Consider the following 17,371-nt stretch of genomic DNA (forward strand, 5'->3'; position numbering starts at 1 on the left):
GGCGGTCAGCCGAGTACTCGTACGAGCCACCGCTGCCAGGCGTCCTCGGCTCCGTCGGTGTCCGCTCCGAACAGGTGGTGGAACATCAACGCCGTTCCGGCGCCGTGGTGGAAGGTGTAGAGGCCGTCCGCCGTGCGCAGTCCGAAGCGTTCGTCGTCGGCCCAGACCACCTCGCCGTCCAGCGGCGGCAGGCCGGCCGGCTCGGCCTGCGCCCGGGCGCCGACGGTCACCGGGGTGGGCAGCGACAGGGCGCCGGCGAGGGCCGCCCGGACGTCCTGCGCCGTCCGCCGGCCGGTCGGCGCCGCGGCGAACACCGGGACGGCCGTGCGGGCGGCGAAGTGGGTCAGGTACTGGGCCAGCGTGCCCAGGTGGAAGGGCCAGCCGCGGCGCAGCGCGTCGTACTCGTCCTGCCAGTCGTCGCCGAGGAGGCCGCTGTGGACGACGCGCAGGACGGTGGCGGCGCCGCCACGGCCTTCGATGAGGTACTCGAAGGCCATGAAGCGGCCGTCCTCGCCGGGTGACGTGCGGGTGGCCAGCCGCTTGCCGGGTTCGTAGGCGGTGATCAGGGCCTCCTCCCGGTGGCCGCCGGTCTCCATGGCCGCCGTGCCGCCCTCACGCGGTTCCACCTCGTTGCGGCCCATGAACCAGGAGTCGATCCCCGGGCCGGTGGCGATCGCCTCCCAGACCTGTTCAGGGCTCGCCGGCAGCGTGGTCTCCAGCTCGATCTCGAACGGGTGCGTCATCGTCGGTCCTCCTCCGCCGCTTCGGAGTTCGTCGCCGGGGGCGCGCCGGTGGCGCCCGGCGGCCCGGCCGGGTCGGGGATCTGGTGCAGCCCGACGACCACCCGGTGGGTCCGGCCGCCCGGCGCGCTCTCGTCGTGATAGCGGCCGACGAGGGCGGCCACCGTCCGGGACAGTTCCTCGGCGAAGGCCGCCCGGTCGGCCGCCGAGGCGAACCGCACCTCCGCGTCGATGCCGAAGGAGGCGACCCGCCGGCCGGCCCGGGAGGCGCCGGTCAGCAGTTGCCCGACCTCCTGGACCAGCCGTGACCCCAGGGCCAGCAACCAACGGGCCGAGAGCTGGTCGGGCGAGCGGGCCGGGTCCGGGCGCACGGCGGCCAGGGCGAGCGGGGAGATCACGTAGGAGGCGGCGGTGGCGCGGTACACCCGTTCGGTGACGTTGCCCTTACGCCGTTCCTCGGCGAGTTCGACGAGCCCGTGACGCTCCAGCTCCTTCAGGTGGTAGTTGACCTTCTGCCGGGGCAGCCCGAGGCGGCCGGCCAGCATGGTGGCCGAGCCGGGCTCGGCCAGGGCGGCGAGGATCCGGGACCGGATCGGGTCCAGGGAAGCCTCGGCCGCGGCGGGTTCTTCGATCACAGCGACGTCCAGCACCCCTCCAGAATGCTTCCGACAGAATTCTTTGTCAAGACAAGAGAATCTGTCGGTGAGCGGCTGCGAGCAAGGTCCCGGGGCTCTCGTGACCGCCGGGGCCGGACACGCGACCGCCGTCCGGCCCGCGCCGGAGCGCGGGCGGGACGACGGTTCGCCGGCAGGCTCAGTACGGCCGAGCTCGTACGGCCGCTCAGGACGACAGGCCGTGCGCTCGGGCCTCGGCGGTGCTCTTCAGGTCGCGCAGCCAGGATTCGAGGCCCTGCGCGAGGATCTCGGTCGCGGCGGGCACGTTCGCATCGACCTCGGGCCCGGTGTGGGTCTCCTCGGTGCGCACCAGGACACCGCCCCTGACCTTGACGAAGTTCCACACGTGGACGCCGTCGATGTGCAGGCCCGCACCGATCGCTGGGCCGGTCCAGCGGATGCAGGAGTCGCGCTTGAGCTGCTCGACGGTCGAGGTGATCACCAGACTGGTGGCGGGGGTCGAGGGGTTCGGGGGCACCGGCGTCGTCCACCGGAAGGCCGAACCCCTGCGGAGCGGGCCGTCGTCGAGGCGGTCCGCCGTCGTGACGGGGGGCTGCCAGGCCGGCCAGCGCTCCACGTCGGTCTGCAGCTTCCAGACGACGCCCAGCGGCGCGTGGATCATGGTCTCGGTCCGGTGACGGACGAGTGCGTCGGGGTCGACGCCCTTCCCGCCGCAGGTCAGGGACGCACCGGGCCGGGAGCCGGGCCCGGTGGCGGCCCCGGCGGGCAGGGCGGCCGCGCCGAGCAGGCCGACGACGAGCGGGACGGTGCACAGGGCGGCACGGAGGCAGGTGCTGCGAATGCCGGACATGGGGTTCCCTTGATCGGTCGTAAGGCGGACATGGCCCATCGGGTGCGCGGCGGGCATCGGGCCCGGCGCGGCGGGCGGTGTTCGGTGGAGCGCTTCACCGGCCGGGGCGGCGCTGCTTCCGGGCCCGGTGGAGGGTGGCGAGGAGGACGGCGGACGCCGCCACGATCAGCCCGGCGAACCCGGGGTGCATGTCCTTGGACAGGCTCTGCGCCCCGTCGGGCCGGACCAGCCACACCACCAGTGGGGCGGCGTACGCGGCGGCGAGCAGGAACACCGCCCGCCGCACCGCCCGGTCACGGACGGACCGGAGGGCGCCGACGAGGGCGAGCACCACCGGGAGGACGGCGAGCAGCGCGAACTGGCCCACCACCAGCAGCGGAACCGCCCAGGCGGCGAACGTCACCGACCTCGGGACGGGCCGGCCTCCACGCCGACCTTCGCGCCGGTCTTCTTGCCGACCTTCGTGCCGGTCTTCGCGGGCGTAAGGCGACTGGACCGTGGCGGCCATGATGGTCTCCTTGGATCGGCGGAGTGCACGGCGGCACCACGCATGCCAGGCTGAGATAGATAGATGCTCACGTGTTCGTTAGAAGTTGTAACGCAGAACGACCCTGAGGGTCAATAGTGTTAGTGATAGCTTCTAACAACACCTTGACCATCTAGCTCGCTTGAGCGGGATCACACCCGGCGTGGGAGCAGGCACTCCGGGCAAGCGCTTGGTACTGCTGTCGGACACACCGAAGAGAGGACCGCGGCCATGACCACACCCGACGACACCGAGGAGCCGGACAAGGAGACCCGCGAGCGGTCCGCCGAGGAGCGCTCGATCGTGGCCCCCACCCCGGCGGACGTCCGCGCCAAGGCGGAGGACGGCGACGACGAGGAGCCCGAGCCGCCGGCGGCGGACACCCAGGCGCCCTGACAGGGGCTCAGACCGGGGCGCGCGCCCCACTTCGCACCAGGGGGTGGGCGCCCCGGGCAGCCGGCGCGTCCGGTTCCCAGCCCCGGACCACAGGAGTCAGGAGTTGTTCATGGTTGACCACAGCAGGGGTGACGACGTCTACCAGCCCGTCGGCGGCGACGACGAGCAGGAGGACGCGACGCCGCTCGACCTCCAGGACGCACTGGACGAGCGCACGTACGACGACATCCTCGACGAGGGGTACTCACCGCCGGAGAAGCCGCTCGGCGTGACCGGCGCGGGAACCACCCCGGCGGAACAGCGCGAGGGCGAGAGCCTGGACGCGCGGCTGGCCCGGGAGCTGCCCGAGGTCGCCGACGGCGAGGGCGACGGCATCGGCGACCTGCCGGGCGGGGAGGGCGAGCTGCTGGACGCCGAGGCCGGCGACCGTCGGGCGGGACGGCTCGTCGCACCGGACGAGGGGGCTCACGCGCACACCACCAAGGGCATGTTCGCCTCCGACGTCGGCATCGACGGCGGCGCCGCGGGCGCCGAGGAGGCGGCCATGCACATCGTGCCCGACGAGGAGTGAGCACGCTGGGCAGCGGGATCGAACACGGCCCGTCATACCTGTCCCGTCGGGGTTTGAGCAGGTGAGCGGCTGTCCACACACCAGGTAGGGCGTCGTCGTGCCTCCGAGCGGGGCCCAGTAGGCGGCGGCGCCCGCAGGCCCGTCACCGCACGCGGAGCAGCGGTCCGGCGCGGACGCCGGCGGGCCGCCGACGGGGGCGAGAGAGGACAGCCGCCATGGCCCGACCCGTGTGGACCGGAGTCCTGACCTTCGGCCTGGTCACCGTGCCCGTCTCCCTGTACACCGCGACGCAGTCCCACGACGTGCGCTTCCACCAGCTGCAGCGCGGCACCTCGGACCGCGTCCGCAACAAGCGGGTCAACGAGCGCACCGGCAAGGAGGTCGACTTCGGCGAGATCGTGAAGGGCTACCCGGTCGCCGAGGGCGAGTACGTCGTCGTGGAGCCGGACGAGCTGGAGCAGATCTCCCCCGGCCGCTCACGCACCATCGACATCGCCGGCTTCGTCGACCTCGCCGAGGTGGACCCGATCTTCTTCGACAAGACCTACTACCTCGGCCCCAAGGGCAAGGAGTACCAGAAGGTCTACGCCCTCCTCGTGGAGTCCCTCGACCACGCGGGCAAGGTCGGACTGGCGATGTTCGCGATGCGCGGCAAGGAGTACCTGACCGCCATCCGCTCCGAGAACGGCCTACTGGAACTGCACACCATGCACTTCGCCGACGAGGTCCGCGACCCGCGCCGGGAGATCGACGACCTCCCCGAGAAGGTCGAGCTGTCCACCCAGGAGATCAAGACCGCCGAGCAGCTCATCGGCATGCTCGCCGTCGACTGGGACCCGGGCGAGTGGCACGACACCTACGAGGACCAGGTCAAACAGCTCATCGAGGACAAGCTCGCCGGCCGCGAGATCGCCGTGTCCAGCGGCCCGGCCCCCGAGGCCACCAACGTCATCGACCTCATGGACGCCCTGCGCCGCAGCCTCGACAGCGCCGGCAAGGGCGACTCCGCGGAGGCGACGAAGAAGTCCTCCCGGAGCACCGCGTCCTCCGGTCAGGACCGGGCTCCCGCGAAGACCGGTGGAAAGAAGACCGGTGGAAAGAGGAGCACCGCCTCCGGCGGCTCCACCTCGAAGCCCGCCGGCGCGGCCGAGGCGTCGGAGCTGTCCGAACTCACCAAGGCCGGGCTCTACAAGCTGGCCACCGAGCTGGACATCCCCCACCGCTCCACCATGAACCGTGAGGAGTTGCAGGAGGCCGTCGGCAAGGCGCGGTCCGGCCGCCGGCTCAAGGCGGTCTCCTGACGCCCTCGGGCCCTACCACGGCGGTCCTGGTCCGGCCGCCCCCGCGCGCGGGCCGTCCCCTTACTGGGACCACCACCGCGCTCAGACCGCGTCGAACCAGGAGAACGCCGCGATCCGCCAGCCCTCCGGGGTCCGGACGAACTGGATGGTCTTGGTGCCGCCGCCCTCGAAGGGCTCGCCGTCCAGGATCCCGGACTTGCGGTACTCGCCGAACCGTGACGCGATGTCGCCCGCTATCTCGGTGTGTTCGGAGACCTCCCACTCGGAGAACTCGACCAGCCGGCCCTCGGTCAGCAGCCGCTCGCGGGGCTCGACGAACTCCTCCACGGTGTACACCGTGAACGCCGGACCGGTCAGGACGATCACGCCGCCCGGGATCATCAGCCGGCGGACCCGGGCGACATCGGCGACCCGGCCCTCCCGGTTGTCGAAGGACCCGAAGAACTCGGCGGTCAGCGTGTCGATCTCAGCCTTGGACATGGCGCGACGCTAGCACCGGCGGGCCGCCGCGCACCGCCGGTTTCGGCAGGCCGCCACCACTCGGGGCGCCCGGGCTCGCAGGCGGGCCGCGGCGGGTCTGTATCCGGCGGGTCCGGACAGGGCCTCCGGACCACGGGCCGCGCGATTGAGTGCGCCCGATCCGGGCAGGCGACCTCCATGGCGACTGTCCACGAGGAGACCGAACAGAGCTACGACGGAGCCCCGAGCCGGGCGCTGGCCCCCGACGGGCTGCCGGGCGTGGCCGAGATCGCAGCCGGCACCGCGGAGATCCTGGACGCGGTCTACTACGACACGCCCGACCTGCGGCTCCTGCGCGGCGGCATCACCGTGCGCAGGCGGACCGGCGGGCACGACGCGGGCTGGCACCTCAAGATCCCGCACCCCGACGGGCACCGCACCGAGCTGCGGCTTCCGCTCGAAGCGGGGACGGCCCGCCGGCCGCCGGAGGAGCTGGTGACCCGCACCCGCGGCGCCGCCCGGGGCAGCCGGCTGGCGCCGGTCGCCCACCTGCGCACCCGCCGGGACCGGACCCTGCTGCTCGACGCCGGCCACCGCACCCTGGCCGAACTGGCCCAGGACGAGGTGTCCGCCCAGATCCTCGACCCGGGCCGGCTCCTCGACGAGGGCCAGAACCTCGACGAGGGCCAGGACCTCGACGGGAGCCGGCCCCGGGGCCCGCAGGCGGCGGCCCGGCCCGACGGGTCCGGGCCGCGCACCGAACTCGTCACCTGGACCGAGACCGAGGTGGAACTGGTCGACGGCGGGCCCGACCTCCTCGACGCGGTCGATCGCCGGCTGCGCGAGGACGGACTCCGCCGGACGGCCGCGCCGTCGAAGCTCGGCCGGCTGCTGGCCGACCGCCTGCCGCCGGACCGGCGGCCCGCCGCGCCGCCCGCCGGGTCGGTCGGCGCCGTCCTCACCGCCTACCTGCGGGAGCAGACGGCGACACTCCACGACCTCGACCCGGCCGTCCGCCTGGACCGGCCCGACTCGGTGCACCGGATGCGGGTGAGCGTCCGCCGGCTGCGCAGCGTGCTCACCGCGCACCGCCGCCTGCTGGACCGCGCCACCACCGACCACCTCGCCGAGGAACTGCGCTGGCTCGGGAAGGTGCTGGGGAAGGCCCGGGACGCCGAAGTCCTCGGCGAACGGCTCGGCACTCAGGCGGGGGACCTGCCGCCGGTGGCCCGGCCCGGGGAGGTCGCCGAGCGGATCTCCGCCTGGTTCGACCACCGCTACGCCCGCGCCCACCGCGCCGCCGTCCACGCGATGGACGGGCGCCGGTACTACGCGCTGCTCGACGCCCTCGACGAATTCGCCGCGGCGCCGCCCCTGCGGGCACGCGCCGAGCGGGGCGCCGGGCAGGCCCGCCGCGCGCTGAAGCGCGAGCAGCGGCGTACCGGGCGACGGCTGCGCGGCGCGCTGGACCTGCCCGCCGGTACCGACCGTGACCAGGCGCTGCACCGCGCCCGCAAGGCGGCCAAGCGCGCCCGCTACACCGCGGAGAGCCTGTCGCCGCTGGCCGGTACGGCCGGCCGGCGCTTCGGCAAGCGCATGAAGCGGATCCAGAAGGCCCTCGGCGCCCATCAGGACGGCGTCGTCGCCGAACAGGCGCTCCTCCCGGTGGCGGCCGCCGCAGGCGACGCCGGCCAGCGCACCTTCGGCTACGGCCTGCTGTACGCCCTCCAACGCGCCGGGACCGGAGAGCAACTCGCCACCGCCCGCCGCACCTGGCACAAGCTCCGGCACTGACCGGCCATCCGGGCCTGTCCTCCGGTCCGGCCTGGCGCGTTCGCACAGCTGGTCCGGAAGGCCCGGGCCCCCGTGGAGCATGACCACGGGCGGCGTCCGAGTCGTGTCGCCCAGCACTGTCCAGCGGGTCCGCGCCCCGTCCGTCATGGACGTCAGGCCCTCTGTCTCCCTCAAGGTCACCGAGGAGAACCTACCGCCGACGCTGACGTCGTCCTGCCAGACGCCCGGGAGCAGGCTGGCGGACGCCCCGGCGGGGCTTCCCCGAGGCTCTCCGGGCCTGCGGGGCCGGGCCCCTCAGGCGCGGGTGGTCAGGGCGGCGAGGCCGTCCACCACGTGGTGGAGCGAGCCGTGGCGGCGGTGGAAGACACGCTGCCGTTCGGCTCCGGTGCCGTTGGCGAGGACGGCGCCGAGCAGTGAGCGGGCCTCCGCGAGGTCACCGTGGGCCTCCAGGCCGGGGGTGCTGCGCCGCAGCAGCAGGTGGAGCAGCTGGATCATCGGGCGGGACGTTCCGGACGGGTCGACGCCCGTCCCCCGCAGGCCGTGCAGGGCGGCCTGCCGGTGGGCCGCGGCCAGCTGGGCGTCGGTGACGTCCGGTGCCGGGGCGCCCCGCTCGGCCTCGTACAGCAGCGAGCTCGCGAGGCCGCGCAGCAGCACGGCGAACAACAGGGTGGCGTCGAGGTCGGCGTTGACGTCGGCGACCCGGATCTCCAGGGTCGGCAGGTGCTCCGACGGACGCGCGTACCAGTAGATCATCCGCCGGTCCAGGACGGTGCCTTCGGTGACCAGCCGGTCGGCGAGCGCGTCGTAGCCCCGCTCGTCGAGCACCGGCGCGGGGCCGACGGTGGGCCACTGCCCGTACTGCAGGGCGCGCCAGCTGGCGCAGTTGCGGTCCCGGCCGTCGGCGAAGGGGGAGTTGACCATGAGCGCCTGGAGCACCGGCAGCCACGGGCGCAGGCGGTGGCTCAGCCGGAGCGCCTCGGCCCGGTCGAAGGTGCCGAGGTGCACGTGGAGGCCGCTCAGCTCGCCTCCGCCGTCGGCGCCGGTCGCGAGCGGGCCGACATGCCGGGCGATCTCCCGGTACCGGGGGGCGTCGGTGATCGGCAGCGGGTGGCGGGTGAGCAGCGCCGTGGCCGACGCCACCAGCAGGCAGTCGTGCCGGGCCGCGGCGGCCGCCACCGCTTGCCGGCCGGACGCCAGTTGCGCGCGGAGGCCGGCGGAGGTCGACGCCGGGTCGGTACGGATCTCCAGCTGGCTCGCGAAGAACTCACCCTGCACGCGTGGGCCCAGGACCGGCCGCGCGTCGGCGATGACCTCGGCCGCCCGGGGCGCGGCGGCCCGGCTGCGGGTGTCGGCCAGCAGGAATTCCTCCTCGACACCGAAGGTGAGCGGGGAGTCCCCGGGGGCGGAGCCGGTCATCGCCATCGGTCTCTCCAGTCGCAAAGAGGGCCAGTAGGAACAGGAGGAGGGCCAGTAGGAAGGAGGCCAGTCGGAGTCGGTCAGGAGACGGGGCCACGAGGCAGGACGAGGGCCACGCACGATCGCCGGCTCGTGGAGCCGGCCACCTGCCGTGCTCAGAGAACCTGCCCAGGCAGGGGCGGGCCATGCCCCCCGGCCGGGAGGGAACCGGTCCGGTAGCAGGGCTTCCCGCACGCGCCGCAGCCGCCGACACCGGCGGGCGGCCGCAGCGGTTGAGGCGGCCGGTCCGGGGCAGGCGCGCCGCATGGAACCCGCGCCCGAGCCCACCCACCCGTCCGACGGCCCCGAGACCCCTCCCCCGCCCGGGCCGACCGGCCGTTCCGGACCGGACACCGGCCCCGAGCCGACCGGACCGGACAGCGCCCCCGCCGCCCCGCGGAGCCCGTCCGATCTGCCCCGCCGCTCGTGGCGGGCCGTCGTGCGCCGCACCGGCGGGGAGTTCCTCGCGGACGAGCTCCCCGACCGGGCGGCGGCGCTCACCTACTACGGGGTGCTGGCGATCTTCCCCGCCCTGCTCGTCCTGGTGGCGATGCTGGGTGTGATCGGCCGCTCCGCGACCGACGCGATCCTCGACAACCTCCAGCACCTCACACCGGGCCCGGCCCGGGACATCCTGCGCAACGCCGTCGACCAGCTCAGGGACAACAGCGGCCCGAGCTCGGTCCTCGCCGTGCTGGGCCTGGTGGCCGCGCTCTGGGCGGCCTCCGGGTACGTCGGCGCCTTCATCCGTGCCGCCAACGCCGTCTACGACATCGCCGAGGGGCGCCCGATCTGGAAGGTCACGCCGCTGCGGTTGGGGCTGACCCTCCTCCTCATGGTGCTGCTCGCCGCGAGCGCGGTCATCGTGGTCTTCACCGGGCCGATCGCGGACCGGGTCGGCCACGCGCTCGGGCTGGGCAGCACCGCGCTACGGGTGTGGTCCTACGCCAAGTGGCCCGTCCTGGTGGTGCTGGTGATCCTGATGATCGCGGTCCTGTACTGGGCCGCGCCCAACGTCCGCGGCCGCGGCTTCCGCTGGGTCACCCCCGGCAGCGTCCTGTCGGTGCTGATCTGGCTGGCCGCCTCGGCGGGCTTCGCCGTGTACGTCGCCAACTTCTCGTCCTACAACCGGACGTACGGCACGCTCGCCGGCGTGATCGTCTTCCTGGTCTGGCTCTGGCTGTCCAATCTCGCGATCCTGCTCGGCCTGGAGTTCGATGCCGAGCTCTCCCGTCAGCGGGCCATCGTCGGTGGCTTCCCCAAGGACCGGGAGCCCTACGTCACCCCGCGTGACACCAGCACCTGGCCCGAGGAGGAGGAGGAGGAGCAGGCGCCCCCGGAGGACGGGGGACAACGGTAGGCCGAGCGGCCGGCGGTCTGATCAACAGCATGCCGGGCGGCCGCCCGGCATGCTGTTGATCAGACCGCCGGGCGTCTATCCGCCCCAGGGCGACACCGAACGGCTCATCTCCAGCCTGCGCCACGAGCCGCTGGGCCCCACCAGCCGGGTACTCGACGTCGGGACCGGCACGGGGGCGGTGGCACTGGCCGCCGCCGGGTCCGGCGCCCGGGTCACCGCCGTGGACCTGTCGGGCCGCGCCGTCGCGGCCGCCTGGCGCGCCGGCCTGTTCGAACGGCTGGGGCTGATCGCGCCCGGCGACCGCGCGGAGGGCTTGGCGGTGGTGCGCGGTGTCCGGCAGCGGTGAGCCGCGCGCGGCCGACTTCACCCGGGTGACGGTCGTGGCGGGCGGGCCGCTGCTGGTCGAGGGCCCCGTCGAGGTCACACTGCCGGACGGCACCGTGCGGCGCTCGGAGCGGCCGGTGGTGGCGCTCTGCGCCTGCCGGCGGAGCCGCCGCTACCCGTTCTGCGACACCAGCCAGCGACGGCGGCGCGCTCCCCGGCCGGGACCGGCTCAGCCGCGGGAGGGGGCCGCGCCGACGCCGCCGGGCAGGGGCGAGTCGGGCAGGGGTGAGCGCAGTGAGCTGCGGCCGGCCCGCCAGTGGTCGAGCAGATGGGCGGCGAACCGGTCGTCGACCGCGCCTGCGGCGGCCACCCCGAAGGCGATGTCGGCCGCCAACCCGGGCTCGGCGGAGACCAGTTCCTCGACCACGCCACGCCGCACCAGTTGCTCGTGGACGGCGTCCGCCTCGATGTGCTCGCGGTAGAAGAGCGTGCCGTCCGGCCCCGCGCCGAGCCGCTCCAGCGCGGTGGCGAGCCGGGCCGAGCCGGGCGAGGAGGTGACCTCCAGGGCCGCGAAGTGGCCGACCCCCGCGCCGCGCAGCGCCCGGTGCAGGCCGAAGAGCATCATCAGGTTGACCACGGCCAGCGCGGGCGCGGGGACCAGGTCGATGTAGTGGCCGTACTCGGGGTCGAGGCCCAGGTCGGCCATCATCCGCGCGAACAGCAGCGCGTGCGCGCGGTCCGGGCGCCCGGCGCCGTACTCGTCGTAGGCGATCGCCATCAGGACCGCCTGCGCCGGACCGTGCACCCGGGGCACCAGCCACAGCTGCGGGTCGGCCTCCTTGAGGTGGTAGACCGAGCGGTGCACCAGGTACTCACGGGCCTGCCAGCGCTCGCCCTCGGCGAGCAGGAAGTGCGAGGGCCCGGAGCCGTCCGGCGGCTCGATCAGCAGGCTCTCCAGCGCCTCCGGCAGCGGCCGTACGGGCTCCACCTCGGCGCGCACAGCCGCCAGGAAGGCCCGCTCCAGGTCGCGGCGGAGGGCGAGCAGGCCGGGATCCCACTCCCACTCGGGGTCGACGCCCGACAGGCCCCGGTCGTGGAGTTCGTAGCAGAGGTGGAGGGCGAGCTGGTGGTCCTCGCCCCACGGGTCGGTGAGCGGGCCCGGTTCGGTCAGGAGCCGCCCCGCAGCGGGCGGTCCGGCGGTGACGAGGTCGAGCACCGCCTCGGAGAGCGGGCCGCGGGACCGCGGCAGGGCGTTCACCGTCCGCTCCGGTAGCCCTCGGCGCACAGGCGCAGCACGGCGAAGGACGCCGCGAGGATCAGCGCCCAGCCGCCGGTGAACACCCAGAAGACCGTCGCCGGTGCGGGCAGCAACCCGACCGCCAGCAGGGCGAGCGAGGCCAGCCCCAGGCCCAGCACCGTGCGCGGGCGTACCCCGCGCACCATCTCCCAGCCCCGGCTGCGCAGCCCGAGCCCGAGCCGTCGCACCAGAGCCACCAGTTCGCGACCGTGGCTGCCCGTACCGCCGGTGCCGCCGTCGACTCCGGCCAACGCCACCTGGTCCCGCCGCTCCATCGCGTCTGTCTCCTCGCATAGCCGTTCACGTCCGCCGGTGCGGGTGCCCGCGATGCGGGCCGGCTAACCTGCGGATCGTGGCCTGCCGTGGATCACCACGACGCGGTCAGTGGCCGAAGAGGTGCCGGATCCGGCCGCCCCGTCCGGGCTCGGCGGTCCGCTCCTCCTCCTGCGGCTGTTCGGGCGCGGCGGCTCGCGGGTCGCGCGCGTAGGTCTGCGGCTCGGGCGGGTAGGCCTGCTGCTCCTGTGTGAGGGCCTGCGGGTCGAGCGCGTAGGTCTGGGGCTCGGGTCGGCCGGCCGGGTCGGCCGGTCGGCGGGGGTCGTCGCGCTGGACGGGCGTCGCGGGCGCGACCGGCCGCGAGGGAACGGGTTCGACGGGAGCGGGGTAGCCCTCCGGGCGGCCCCTGCGGTGGGCGCCGAGCCGCACCGGGCGGGTCCGCCGGGCGAGGACGATCAGGGCCAGTCCGAGGCAGAAGAGCAGGGCGAGCGCCACCCCGGCGAGGAAGATCGCCAGGCTGTTGAGCGTCACCAGGTCGGATCCGAGGACGGAGACCTGGTAGTCGGGCCCGCCATTGAGGTTGTCCGCGATCAGCAGGCCGGTGAACGCGCCGGCGGCGGCCATCAGCAGAAGTCCGAGCAGCAGCATGTCGGGAGTCCCTTCGGTCCGTTCGGCCCCCGTGCCCTCCCCTCGCTGGGCCTCGTCTACCCGGCCCACCGCGGCCCTAACATGCCGACCGCCCCCGGCCCTGCCCGATAGGGCCGGACCGGGGGCGGTCGGATCAGACGCTCCGCCGCGACGCCTGCTCGGCGGCGTCGCCGTCCCCGTCCTCGGAGCGGTCACCGCCGTCGGAGCGGTCACCGCCGTCGCCCGGACCCTGGCGGGCCCGATCGATGTGCTCGGTGTTCTTCTCGTCCACCTCGTCGTTGAGGTGGGAGAGGTCCTCGGACTTCCGGTGGGCCCGCTCGCGGTCGAACTCCTTCATGGGTCTGCCCTCCTGTGTCGCCGGCGGCCCGTGCCCGGGCGGCTTCGCCGGGCCGCGGGTCAGTCCGGCCAGGTGCCGGTCAGGCGGCGGGTGCCGACCGCGCCGCCGCGGTCCACCGCCGCCTTCACGAGGGCGAACAGCGCTCCCTGCAGGGCGGCCGCGGTCAGCACCTCCCGCCAGGTGCGCTCCTGGTCGGTGGCCTCCGGAGCGTCCTCCTCGTGTCCGAGGAGCGCCCACAGGCGCCGGAACAGGGCCCCCGCGATCAGCCCGCCGAGAACGCCGAACAGGAGCCCGAGCGGCTTGTAGAGGATCTTGATCATCGCAGTCTCCCCGGATCGCACGACCGCCGTCGGCCGTTCCATGCTGTGCGTCTGTCCGTCGGCGGGCCGGCCAATCCACCGGGGCGGCCCGCCGGCCGGGAATCAGATGGCGAGCAGGTCGGTGAGGTCGTCGGCGTGCTCCTCCTCCTCTTCGAGGATGGACTCGATGAGGCGGCGGGTGGTCGGGTCGTGGTCCCCGAGCCAGCGGGCGATCTCCTGGTAGGTGGAGATGACGATGCGTTCGGCCAGTAGGTTGTGCTCCAGCATCGCCGTGAGGTCCTTCTCGTCCGGCGTGGTGTAGTCGGTGTGGGCACGACTGGCGAGGGTGCTGGGGTCGAAGTCGGGCTCGCCGCCGAGCTGCGCGATGCGTCCGGCGGCCCGCAGCGCGTGCTGCATCTCCTCGGCGGCGTGCTCGGTGAACTCGGCCGCCACCTGGGCCCGGTCGATGCCGGTGGCCGAGATGGCGTGCCGCGTGTAGCGCAGCCAGCAGACCACCTCGGTGGCGACCACGTCGTTCAGAACGGCGATCACCTTCTCGGTGTCGAGGCCGTAGGTGCTGGTCACCGCGCCCTCGGCCATCTTCTTCCGGGCCTCGTCCCGGATCCGGCTCACGTCGATGACGAAGTCGTCGCCTGCCACAGTGCACTCCCAAGGGGTCGGGGGAAGGACGGTCCGGGCCACGTCTTCCCCCGGACGGGCGAGGACATTCCCACCCGTTCCGGACACCACCGGTTCGCAGCAAGGCCGCGGCAAGGCCCGGCACGGGGCGCGGCGGGCCGCGCCCCGTGCCGGGCCGAGGTCTACCAGCGGTACCAGCGGCCCCGGCCGCCCGAACTGCTCGCGCCGCGCGCGACGAAGCCGAGCAGCCAGATGACCAGCACCGCGACGGCCACCCACCAGAGGGCCTTCAGCGCGAATCCGGCTCCGAAGAGGATCAGGACCAGCAGCAGGACGAGCAGCAGAGGAACCATCCCGAACAGCCTCCAAGGTCGGTGTCACCAGTGGTGGCAGTCGTCTTCCCCCGGTTCGGAGTTCCACGCCCCCGCGTTCAGAGCGGCGACGGCCCGCCGGATCCGGCGCCGCCCCCGGCGAGCACCTCGGCGCTGACCAGGCGGTGCCAGCCGTCCAGCGTGCGGGCCTGGTCGGTGGCGCGTGCGATGAGCCGGTCCAGGTCGTCGCGGTCGAGGCGGGGCTCCTCGTCGGCGATGGCGCGCAGCGCGCGCCAGAGGGCGGTCTTGCCCGCGACCCCGGTGCGCATCATCTCCAGCTCGACCAGGTCGGACAGCGGGGCGCGGTGGACCAGGGTGCCGTTGGGCTTGAGCCGCCCGATGCGTTCGCCGGCGATGCCCAGCCAGGTGCGGTAGTGCCGCACCGGTACGCCCAGCCGGTTCATGATGCGGACGAGTTCGTCGCGGTCCTCCTCGACCTGCCGGGCCAGCTCGCGCAGTTCGGCGGCGCGCCGGCTGTCGGCATGGGAGTCGGCCATCCGGCGCGCGAGTGCGGCGCCGCCGAACGCTCCGGTGAGGTGGTCGTTCAGGTAGACGCCCAGGGGCTGGGCCAGGAGTTGAGGTGACCTCACGTGACCTCCAGGGGCGAGGGTCTGTCGGGTCGGCGCTCGCGTGCCTCGCGACCGCGTCGCGGGCGCCCGGGCCGAACGGCGGTACGCCTCCCATGGTGCCCCTCGCTGCGGGGCTCCGCCCGGCGGGCGGGCCGGGCCGGGGGCGCGGTGGCCGCCCGGACCGGGCGGGGGTTCAGAGCCGCTCCTCCATCCGGATGGCCTCGCGGAGCGCCAGGTGGGCCTCGCCCTCGTGGCCCTCGTGCTGTTCGAGCAGGGCGGCGGCGATCGCGTCGAGCTTGCGCTGGATGGCGTGTTCGGCGCGGCGCTCGGCGTTCTTGAGCAGCGCCAGCAGGAGCAGGGTGATCGCGGTCATGGTGTCGCCGACGAGGATCTGCCACTCCGTCGACAGTCCGGCCGCGTGGACCGCGACGAAGGCGGCCACCAGCAGGACGCAGAACACGGAGAACGCCGGAGAGCTGGTGAGGTTGGAGGCGGCCTCGGCGAGCCGCTCGAACCGCCCGCGTGCACCGTCGCTCCGGGCGGCGGGGTGTGAGAGGGTCATGCCCCTCTGCCTATCACCCGCCGTGCGCGGACACGGGCGACGGCACGCGGGCCCACCCGTCGCCCGGCCACCGTCCCGGGCTCACCGAAGCGGGCGGGCGGGACGGCTCGGGCCGAGGGACGCGCCGGGGGACGCCACGAGCGCCGCGGCGCCGTGCCCCGCGCGCCCGTCATCGCGTCCGCCCGGCGTACAGGCCGAGGCCGAGGGCGAGGCCGGCGACCGCTGCGGCGGCGAGCGGCCCCCGGTGGGTGGTGGCCCAGAACTGCAGGCTCCGGTCGTGGGAGCTGTCGCTGAAGCGGCCGCGGGCGCCGTGGTCCTCCCTCGCGTCGACGGGCCGCCACAGGTTGGCGGGCTCGTCGTCGCGGCGGCGGCGGTCGGTCTGCTGGGAGTCGAAGCCGGTCCGGGCCAGGTAGCGGTCCAGCAGCCCGGGCACGACCGCGTTGGCCAGCAGGGTGGCCGCCGTACTGCCGCCCACCCAGTACTCCCGCCGCTGTGGCCGGTCGGCGGCGTGCAGCACGGCGCGGGCCGCGACCTCGGGCTGGTAGATCGGGGCCACGGGCCGGGCGCGGTTCGGCAGCCGCGACAGCACCCAGTCGAACTGCGGGGTGTTCACCGCCGGCATCTGCACCATCGTGGTCCGCACGGCGGTACCGGAGGCCAGCAGCTCGCAGCGGAGCGCCTCGTGCCACCCCTGCAGGGCGTGCTTGGCGCCGCTGTAGGCGCTCTGCAGCGGGATCCCCCGGTAGGCGATCGCGGAACCGACGTGCACCAGCGTGCCGTGGTCGCGCGGCAGCATCCGCCGCAGGGCGCTGCGGGTGGCGTAGACGTAGCCGAGGTAGCTGACCTCGGTGACGCGGCGGAACTCCTCCGGGGTGATCTCGGTGAAGGGCGCGAACACGGAGGTGAAGGCGTCGTTCACCCACACGTCGATCGGGCCGAGTTCGTTCTCGACGCGCTCGGCGGCGGCCTCGACGGCGTCGGGGTCGGCGGTGTCGGCCTCGATCGTGATCACCGTCGCACCGGCCTCCCGGGCCTGCGCGGCCGCCGCTTCCAGGCCCGCCCGGCCGCGGGCGATCAGCGCGAGCCGGTCGCCCCGCTCGGCGAAGGCCCGGACGCAGGCACGCCCGATTCCGGCACTCGCGCCGGTCACCACCACGACCCGTTCGGTGCGCCTCGATGCAGTCATGACCGTCGTCTGTCCGGCGCCGCGCAGGTCAAACGCGCCCGGCCCGGTCGCGTTCGGCCCGGGGCCGCCGTAGCGTCGGCGGAGCGAACCGTGACGGACAGGAGGCGCCCGATGGCACCGACAGCGCTGTTCGACGTCGATGGCACCCTCCTCGACACGAACTACCTGCACACCCTCGCCTGGGCCGAGGCGCTGGCGCAGTACGGGCACACTCCGGCGATGGCGCGCATCCACGCGTCGATCGGCATGGGGGGCGACCAGCTGCTCGACCACGTCCTCGGCCGGGACCGTGACCGGTCCGGGGACGGTGACCTGAGCGCGGCCCACCAGGCGCTCTACGCCCGCTTCTGGCCCGTGCTGCGGCCCTTCGACGGGGCGGCCGCGCTGTTGCGCGCGGTCGCCGCGCGGGGCTGGACGGTGGTGCTGGCGAGTTCGGCCTCCGGGCGGGACCTCGCGGTGATGCGCGACGTCCTCGACGCGGACGACGTGGTGGCCGCCGTCACCGGTGCGGACGACGTCGACGCGAGCAAGCCCGCCCCCGACCTCGTCCGGGCGGCGCTCGACAAGGCCGGCGCGCGGCCCGAGGAGGCGGTCTTCGTCGGGGACACTCCGTGGGACGTGCAGGCCGCGGCGGCCGCCGAGGTGCCGTGCGTCGCCGTCCTGTCCGGCGGCTGGAGCGAACGGGACCTGCGGGCCGCCGGGGCGCTGGAGGTCCATGAGGACGTGGCGGCGCTGCTGGCGGGGCTGGCGGACAGCGCGCTCGGCCGGGGGCGCTGACG

At 74.4% G+C, this 17,371-nt stretch carries 23 protein-coding genes; 7 read left to right on the top strand and 16 right to left on the bottom strand.

The window, feature by feature from the left end; genetic code table 11:
* Window positions 1-5 precede the first annotated feature (5 nt).
* The 4 genes from ACIF6L_RS26820 to ACIF6L_RS26835 form a co-directional block, all read right to left on the bottom strand.
* On the bottom strand, window positions 6-743 hold the full coding sequence (locus ACIF6L_RS26820) for an SRPBCC domain-containing protein (protein ID WP_396490267.1): 738 nt from the start codon (window positions 741-743) through the stop codon (window positions 6-8).
* Entirely contained in the window at window positions 740-1,390 is a 651-nt protein-coding gene (locus ACIF6L_RS26825; protein ID WP_359839568.1) for a winged helix-turn-helix domain-containing protein, read from the bottom strand. Before ACIF6L_RS26825 ends, ACIF6L_RS26820 begins: the two co-directional genes overlap by 4 nt.
* A 190-nt stretch (window positions 1,391-1,580) precedes the next feature.
* On the bottom strand, window positions 1,581-2,225 hold the full coding sequence (locus ACIF6L_RS26830) for an SRPBCC family protein (protein WP_396490265.1): 645 nt from the start codon (window positions 2,223-2,225) through the stop codon (window positions 1,581-1,583).
* Window positions 2,226-2,319: 94 nt separating this feature from the next.
* A complete protein-coding gene (locus ACIF6L_RS26835) occupies window positions 2,320-2,628 on the bottom strand; it encodes a hypothetical protein (RefSeq protein ID WP_396490263.1) in 309 nt (102 codons plus the stop codon).
* A gap of 354 nt (window positions 2,629-2,982) precedes the next feature.
* Between ACIF6L_RS26835 and ACIF6L_RS26840 the strand changes: the two genes are divergently transcribed.
* The 3 genes from ACIF6L_RS26840 (at window position 2,983) to ACIF6L_RS26850 (ending at window position 5,019) form a co-directional block, all read left to right on the top strand.
* Entirely contained in the window at window positions 2,983-3,147 is a 165-nt protein-coding gene (locus ACIF6L_RS26840; RefSeq protein ID WP_396490261.1) for a hypothetical protein, read from the top strand.
* A 109-nt stretch (window positions 3,148-3,256) separates the two neighbouring features.
* A complete protein-coding gene (locus ACIF6L_RS26845) occupies window positions 3,257-3,718 on the top strand; it encodes a DUF5709 domain-containing protein (RefSeq protein ID WP_352295487.1) in 462 nt (153 codons plus the stop codon).
* 215 nt (window positions 3,719-3,933) lie between these two features.
* On the top strand, window positions 3,934-5,019 hold the full coding sequence (locus ACIF6L_RS26850) for a Ku protein (RefSeq protein ID WP_396490259.1): 1,086 nt from the start codon (window positions 3,934-3,936) through the stop codon (window positions 5,017-5,019).
* An 81-nt stretch (window positions 5,020-5,100) separates the two neighbouring features.
* On the opposite strand, the gene ACIF6L_RS26855 is transcribed toward ACIF6L_RS26850, so the two are convergent.
* Entirely contained in the window at window positions 5,101-5,499 is a 399-nt protein-coding gene (locus ACIF6L_RS26855) for a DUF4440 domain-containing protein (RefSeq protein WP_359811885.1), read from the bottom strand.
* A 177-nt stretch (window positions 5,500-5,676) separates the two neighbouring features.
* Here ACIF6L_RS26855 and ACIF6L_RS26860 point away from each other — a divergent pair, with 177 nt between their 5' ends.
* Window positions 5,677-7,272 carry a CHAD domain-containing protein gene (locus ACIF6L_RS26860; protein ID WP_396490257.1) on the top strand — a complete coding sequence of 532 codons (1,596 nt, stop codon included), beginning with the start codon at window positions 5,677-5,679 and terminating at the stop codon, window positions 7,270-7,272.
* Window positions 7,273-7,566: 294 nt separating this feature from the next.
* On the opposite strand, the gene ACIF6L_RS26865 is transcribed toward ACIF6L_RS26860, so the two are convergent.
* Window positions 7,567-8,694: a YbdK family carboxylate-amine ligase gene (locus tag ACIF6L_RS26865; protein WP_396490255.1), complete on the bottom strand. Its 1,128-nt coding sequence runs from the start codon at window positions 8,692-8,694 to the stop codon at window positions 7,567-7,569.
* 298 nt (window positions 8,695-8,992) lie between these two features.
* Between ACIF6L_RS26865 and ACIF6L_RS26870 the strand changes: the two genes are divergently transcribed.
* Together ACIF6L_RS26870 and ACIF6L_RS26875 are read left to right on the top strand one after the other, a co-directional pair.
* Complete coding sequence (locus ACIF6L_RS26870; RefSeq protein WP_396490253.1) at window positions 8,993-10,087, top strand: YihY/virulence factor BrkB family protein; 1,095 nt, start codon at window positions 8,993-8,995, stop codon at window positions 10,085-10,087.
* A 49-nt stretch (window positions 10,088-10,136) separates the two neighbouring features.
* Window positions 10,137-10,433, top strand: a complete 297-nt coding sequence (locus ACIF6L_RS26875; protein WP_396490251.1) for a methyltransferase domain-containing protein — start codon at window positions 10,137-10,139, stop codon at window positions 10,431-10,433.
* 207 nt (window positions 10,434-10,640) lie between these two features.
* Here the strand turns inward: ACIF6L_RS26875 and ACIF6L_RS26880 are convergent, their stop codons facing one another.
* The 10 genes from ACIF6L_RS26880 to ACIF6L_RS26925 form a co-directional block, all read right to left on the bottom strand.
* Window positions 10,641-11,669 (bottom strand): iron-containing redox enzyme family protein, encoded by a 1,029-nt coding sequence (locus ACIF6L_RS26880; RefSeq protein WP_396490249.1) that lies wholly within the window; start codon window positions 11,667-11,669, stop codon window positions 10,641-10,643.
* Window positions 11,666-11,983 carry a hypothetical protein gene (locus tag ACIF6L_RS26885; protein ID WP_396490247.1) on the bottom strand — a complete coding sequence of 106 codons (318 nt, stop codon included), beginning with the start codon at window positions 11,981-11,983 and terminating at the stop codon, window positions 11,666-11,668. The genes ACIF6L_RS26880 and ACIF6L_RS26885 overlap by 4 nt, the downstream gene beginning before the upstream one ends.
* 106 nt (window positions 11,984-12,089) lie before the next feature.
* Window positions 12,090-12,629 carry a hypothetical protein gene (locus ACIF6L_RS26890; protein WP_396490245.1) on the bottom strand — a complete coding sequence of 180 codons (540 nt, stop codon included), beginning with the start codon at window positions 12,627-12,629 and terminating at the stop codon, window positions 12,090-12,092.
* Between the two features lie 133 nt (window positions 12,630-12,762).
* Window positions 12,763-12,966 carry a hypothetical protein gene (locus ACIF6L_RS26895; protein ID WP_396490243.1) on the bottom strand — a complete coding sequence of 68 codons (204 nt, stop codon included), beginning with the start codon at window positions 12,964-12,966 and terminating at the stop codon, window positions 12,763-12,765.
* Between the two features lie 59 nt (window positions 12,967-13,025).
* A complete protein-coding gene (locus tag ACIF6L_RS26900) occupies window positions 13,026-13,286 on the bottom strand; it encodes a DUF4235 domain-containing protein (protein WP_329485633.1) in 261 nt (86 codons plus the stop codon).
* Between the two features lie 102 nt (window positions 13,287-13,388).
* Window positions 13,389-13,865: a ferritin-like domain-containing protein gene (locus ACIF6L_RS26905; protein ID WP_352295512.1), complete on the bottom strand. Its 477-nt coding sequence runs from the start codon at window positions 13,863-13,865 to the stop codon at window positions 13,389-13,391.
* Window positions 13,866-14,086: 221 nt separating this feature from the next.
* Window positions 14,087-14,257 carry a hydrophobic protein gene (locus ACIF6L_RS26910; RefSeq protein ID WP_359840288.1) on the bottom strand — a complete coding sequence of 57 codons (171 nt, stop codon included), beginning with the start codon at window positions 14,255-14,257 and terminating at the stop codon, window positions 14,087-14,089.
* 77 nt (window positions 14,258-14,334) lie between these two features.
* Window positions 14,335-14,865, bottom strand: coding sequence for a hypothetical protein (locus ACIF6L_RS26915; protein ID WP_359840290.1), 531 nt, complete (start codon window positions 14,863-14,865; stop codon window positions 14,335-14,337).
* A gap of 172 nt (window positions 14,866-15,037) precedes the next feature.
* Window positions 15,038-15,406, bottom strand: a complete 369-nt coding sequence (locus ACIF6L_RS26920; protein ID WP_352295463.1) for a low affinity iron permease family protein — start codon at window positions 15,404-15,406, stop codon at window positions 15,038-15,040.
* Between the two features lie 169 nt (window positions 15,407-15,575).
* Window positions 15,576-16,592, bottom strand: coding sequence for an SDR family oxidoreductase (locus ACIF6L_RS26925; protein WP_359811853.1), 1,017 nt, complete (start codon window positions 16,590-16,592; stop codon window positions 15,576-15,578).
* Window positions 16,593-16,703: 111 nt separating this feature from the next.
* Between ACIF6L_RS26925 and ACIF6L_RS26930 the strand changes: the two genes are divergently transcribed.
* Window positions 16,704-17,369: an HAD family hydrolase gene (locus tag ACIF6L_RS26930; RefSeq protein ID WP_396490240.1), complete on the top strand. Its 666-nt coding sequence runs from the start codon at window positions 16,704-16,706 to the stop codon at window positions 17,367-17,369.
* Window positions 17,370-17,371: the final 2 nt, after the last annotated feature.

It is taken from the genome of Kitasatospora sp. NPDC086009 (assembly GCF_044540385.1).
Lineage (GTDB): Bacteria > Actinomycetota > Actinomycetes > Streptomycetales > Streptomycetaceae > Kitasatospora.

Bases quoted from the DNA above. Each gene is read 5' to 3' on its own strand.
- ACIF6L_RS26820 (WP_396490267.1), bottom strand. From the start codon at position 743: ATGACGCACCCGTTCGAGATCGAGCTGGAGACCACGCTGCCGGCGAGC.
- ACIF6L_RS26830 (WP_396490265.1), bottom strand. From the start codon at position 2,225: ATGTCCGGCATTCGCAGCACCTGCCTCCGTGCCGCCCTGTGCACCGTC.
- ACIF6L_RS26840 (WP_396490261.1), top strand. From the start codon at position 2,983: ATGACCACACCCGACGACACCGAGGAGCCGGACAAGGAGACCCGCGAG.
- ACIF6L_RS26845 (WP_352295487.1), top strand. From the start codon at position 3,257: ATGGTTGACCACAGCAGGGGTGACGACGTCTACCAGCCCGTCGGCGGC.
- ACIF6L_RS26850 (WP_396490259.1), top strand. From the start codon at position 3,934: ATGGCCCGACCCGTGTGGACCGGAGTCCTGACCTTCGGCCTGGTCACC.
- ACIF6L_RS26855 (WP_359811885.1), bottom strand. From the start codon at position 5,499: ATGTCCAAGGCTGAGATCGACACGCTGACCGCCGAGTTCTTCGGGTCC.
- ACIF6L_RS26860 (WP_396490257.1), top strand. From the start codon at position 5,677: ATGGCGACTGTCCACGAGGAGACCGAACAGAGCTACGACGGAGCCCCG.
- ACIF6L_RS26865 (WP_396490255.1), bottom strand. From the start codon at position 8,694: ATGGCGATGACCGGCTCCGCCCCCGGGGACTCCCCGCTCACCTTCGGT.
- ACIF6L_RS26870 (WP_396490253.1), top strand. From the start codon at position 8,993: ATGGAACCCGCGCCCGAGCCCACCCACCCGTCCGACGGCCCCGAGACC.
- ACIF6L_RS26875 (WP_396490251.1), top strand. From the start codon at position 10,137: ATGCTGTTGATCAGACCGCCGGGCGTCTATCCGCCCCAGGGCGACACC.
- ACIF6L_RS26885 (WP_396490247.1), bottom strand. From the start codon at position 11,983: ATGGAGCGGCGGGACCAGGTGGCGTTGGCCGGAGTCGACGGCGGCACC.
- ACIF6L_RS26890 (WP_396490245.1), bottom strand. From the start codon at position 12,629: ATGCTGCTGCTCGGACTTCTGCTGATGGCCGCCGCCGGCGCGTTCACC.
- ACIF6L_RS26895 (WP_396490243.1), bottom strand. From the start codon at position 12,966: ATGAAGGAGTTCGACCGCGAGCGGGCCCACCGGAAGTCCGAGGACCTC.
- ACIF6L_RS26900 (WP_329485633.1), bottom strand. From the start codon at position 13,286: ATGATCAAGATCCTCTACAAGCCGCTCGGGCTCCTGTTCGGCGTTCTC.
- ACIF6L_RS26905 (WP_352295512.1), bottom strand. From the start codon at position 13,865: ATGGCCGAGGGCGCGGTGACCAGCACCTACGGCCTCGACACCGAGAAG.
- ACIF6L_RS26910 (WP_359840288.1), bottom strand. From the start codon at position 14,257: ATGGTTCCTCTGCTGCTCGTCCTGCTGCTGGTCCTGATCCTCTTCGGA.
- ACIF6L_RS26920 (WP_352295463.1), bottom strand. From the start codon at position 15,406: ATGACCCTCTCACACCCCGCCGCCCGGAGCGACGGTGCACGCGGGCGG.
- ACIF6L_RS26925 (WP_359811853.1), bottom strand. From the start codon at position 16,592: ATGACTGCATCGAGGCGCACCGAACGGGTCGTGGTGGTGACCGGCGCG.
- ACIF6L_RS26930 (WP_396490240.1), top strand. From the start codon at position 16,704: ATGGCACCGACAGCGCTGTTCGACGTCGATGGCACCCTCCTCGACACG.